We start from the raw sequence: 2,816 nt of genomic DNA, 5'->3' as shown, positions 1-2,816 counted from the left end.
GGTTCGAGATATCCGTCCACAGCGACCATGCCGACGCGTTGGCCCGCGCGCTGCTGGCACAACCCGAAGTCAAACCGATCGGCCTGGGCGCGCGCAACTCGCTGCGCCTGGAAGCCGGCCTGTGCCTGTACGGCAACGACATCGACACCACGACCACGCCGGTCGAGGCCGCGTTGAACTGGGCCATGCAGAAGGTGCGCCGCACCGGTGGCGAGCGTGCCGGTGGCTTCCCGGGCGCAGACCGCGTGCTGGCCCAGCTGGACGGCAGCGAAGCACTGACCCGCAAGCGCGTGGGACTGATCGCGCTCGAGCGCGTGCCGGTGCGCGAACACGTCGAACTGCAGAGCCTGGACGGCGCCAAGAACGGCGAGTTCACCAGCGGCCTGCTCGGCCCCACGGCCGACAAGCCGGTGGCCATCGGCTACGTCGCGCCCGAACACGCCGCCGTCGGCACCCGGGTAAACGCACTGGTGCGCGGCTAAGCCGTGGCGATGGAGGTCGCGTCCATGCCCTTCGTTCCGAACCGATACCACAGGGGATGACCCCCTGCGCCGCTTCGCGTCTTCCCCCTGAAGGGGGACGCCACCAGCAGCCCGGCAAAGCCGGTTCTGCGGCGGCCCTCGAAGCGGATAAGCTGCCCCCCGTTTCAACCTTTTTCACTGGAGCCCACCATGACCACCAAGTACACCGAAGACCACGAATGGATCACCGTTGACGGCGGCATCGCCACCGTCGGCATCACCCACCACGCGCAGGACGCGCTGGGCGATGTGGTGTTCGTCGACCTGCCCGAAGTCGGCAAGACCTTTGCCCAGAAAGAGGTGGCCGGTGTGGTCGAGTCCGTGAAGGCCGCGGCCGATGTGTACATGCCCGTCAGCGGCGAGATCACGGAAGTCAACGAAGCCCTGCGCGCCGACCCTTCGCTGGCCAACAGCGACCCGCTGAACGCTGGCTGGTTCTTCAAGGTCAAGCTCAGCGACGCGTCGCAAGTGGACGCCCTGCTGGACGAAACCGCTTACACCGCCTTCTCGGCAGCGGCTTGACCCGCCCTCGCCGCGCTGCGCCCCCCGCCAAGGGGGCGGCGCAGGCGGCCCGGCACAGCCGGTTCCGAGGCACCCAGGGATGGGGCCGCGGAGCCCGGCGTCGATTCCACTCGATTCAAACTTCTGACATTTCTCTAGCCACAAGGTCGTCCCATGCTGATGCCGTCCGTCAAACCCCTGGGTGAACTCGAAAACGCCAGCGAGTTCATCGCCCGCCACATCGGCATCAGCGAAGCCGATGAAACCATGATGCTGTCGGTCATCGGCGAGGCCTCGCGCCGCGCGCTGATCGATTCCATCGTGCCGCGCAGCATCGCGCGCAGCGCCGGCATGGACCTGCCGCCCGCCACCACCGAAGCCGCGGCGCTGGCCGAACTCAAGGCCATCGCCTCGAAGAACAAGGTGTTCAAGAGCTTCATCGGCCAGGGCTACTACGGCACGCACACGCCGGGCGTGATCCTGCGCAACATCCTCGAAAACCCCGCCTGGTACACCGCCTACACGCCCTACCAGGCCGAGATTTCGCAGGGCCGCATGGAAGCCCTGGTGAACTTCCAGACCATGGTGACCGACCTGACCGGCATGGCGATCGCGAACGCGTCCATGCTGGACGAGGCCACCGCCGCCGCCGAAGCCATGACGCTGGCCAAGCGCTCGGTCAAGGCCAAGGGCAACTCCATCGTGGTGGCCGGTGACGCGCACCCGCAGACCATCGAGGTGATCCAGACCCGCGCCAGGCCGCTGGGTCTGACCGTGAAGCTGGCCAACTCGGCCACCGAGTGGGCCGAGGCGCTCAAGGGCGACGACTACTTCGCCGTGCTGGCACAGTACCCCTCGACCAGCGGCCGCATCGACGACCTGCGCGCCGAGGTGCAGACTGTGCACGCTAAACAGGCTGCCTTCATCGTGGCGGCCGACCTGCTGGCGCTGACCCTGCTGGTGCCCCCGGGCGAGTTCGACGCCGACATCGTGGTCGGCACTACGCAGCGCTTCGGCATGCCCATGGGCGCGGGCGGCCCGCACGCCGCCTACATGGCCTGCCGCGACGAGTACAAGCGCTCGCTGCCCGGCCGTCTGGTGGGCGTGAGCGTGGACACGCACGGCAACCCGGCCTACCGCCTGGCGCTGCAGACGCGCGAGCAGCACATCCGCCGCGAGAAGGCCACCTCCAACATCTGCACGGCGCAGGTGCTGCCGGCCGTCGTGGCCAGTATGTACGCTGTCTACCACGGCCCGCAGGGGCTCAAGCGCATCGCGCAGCGCGTGGCCGCCTACACCGCCGTGCTGGCAGCCGGCCTGCAACAGCTGGGCCACACGCTCACGAGCGAATCGGCCTTCGACACGCTGACCGTCAAGGCGGCCGACGCCGCGCAGGCCCAGGCGATCGTGGCCAAGGCCCTGGCCAAAGGCGCCAACCTGCGCCTGTCCTGGGGTCAGTACGTGAGCCTGTCGCTGGACGAGACCACCACACGCGAAGACATCGCCCTGCTGTGGTCGGCCTTCGCCGCCGACGGCCAGGCCCTGCCCTCGTTCGACGCTTTCGAGAAGGGCATCGAGCCGCTGATCCCGACCGAGCTGCGCCGCACCAGCGCGTACATGACGCACCCGGTGTTCAACACCCACCACTCTGAGACCGGCATGTTGCGCTACATCCGTGCGCTGAGCGACAAGGACCTGGCGCTGGACCGCAGCATGATCCCGCTGGGCTCCTGCACCATGAAGCTCAACGCCACCAGCGAGATGATCCCCATCACCTGGCCGGAATTTGCGGGC

Annotated in this window: 3 protein-coding genes; all 3 read left to right on the top strand. The window is 68.0% G+C overall.

Annotation, left to right across the window (positions count from 1 at the left end):
• Window positions 1–482 (top strand): glycine cleavage T C-terminal barrel domain-containing protein (locus ACR2JA_RS12220; RefSeq protein WP_434009354.1); only part of this gene is annotated, 482 nt, incomplete at its 5' end.
• A 189-nt stretch (window positions 483–671) separates the two neighbouring features.
• Entirely contained in the window at window positions 672–1,043 is a 372-nt protein-coding gene (gene gcvH / locus ACR2JA_RS12215) for a glycine cleavage system protein GcvH (protein ID WP_434009353.1), read from the top strand.
• 153 nt (window positions 1,044–1,196) lie between these two features.
• Window positions 1,197–2,816, top strand: a 1,620-nt coding sequence (gene gcvPA, locus ACR2JA_RS12210; protein ID WP_434009352.1) for an aminomethyl-transferring glycine dehydrogenase subunit GcvPA, incomplete at its 3' end; no start/stop codon positions are given.

Origin of the sequence: Hydrogenophaga sp. (genome assembly GCF_051007235.1) — a bacterium.
In the GTDB taxonomy this organism is placed as follows: domain Bacteria; phylum Pseudomonadota; class Gammaproteobacteria; order Burkholderiales; family Burkholderiaceae_C; genus Hydrogenophaga.
Note: the sequence above shows the minus strand (reverse complement) of the source record. Positions and strands in the feature narration are given on the sequence as shown.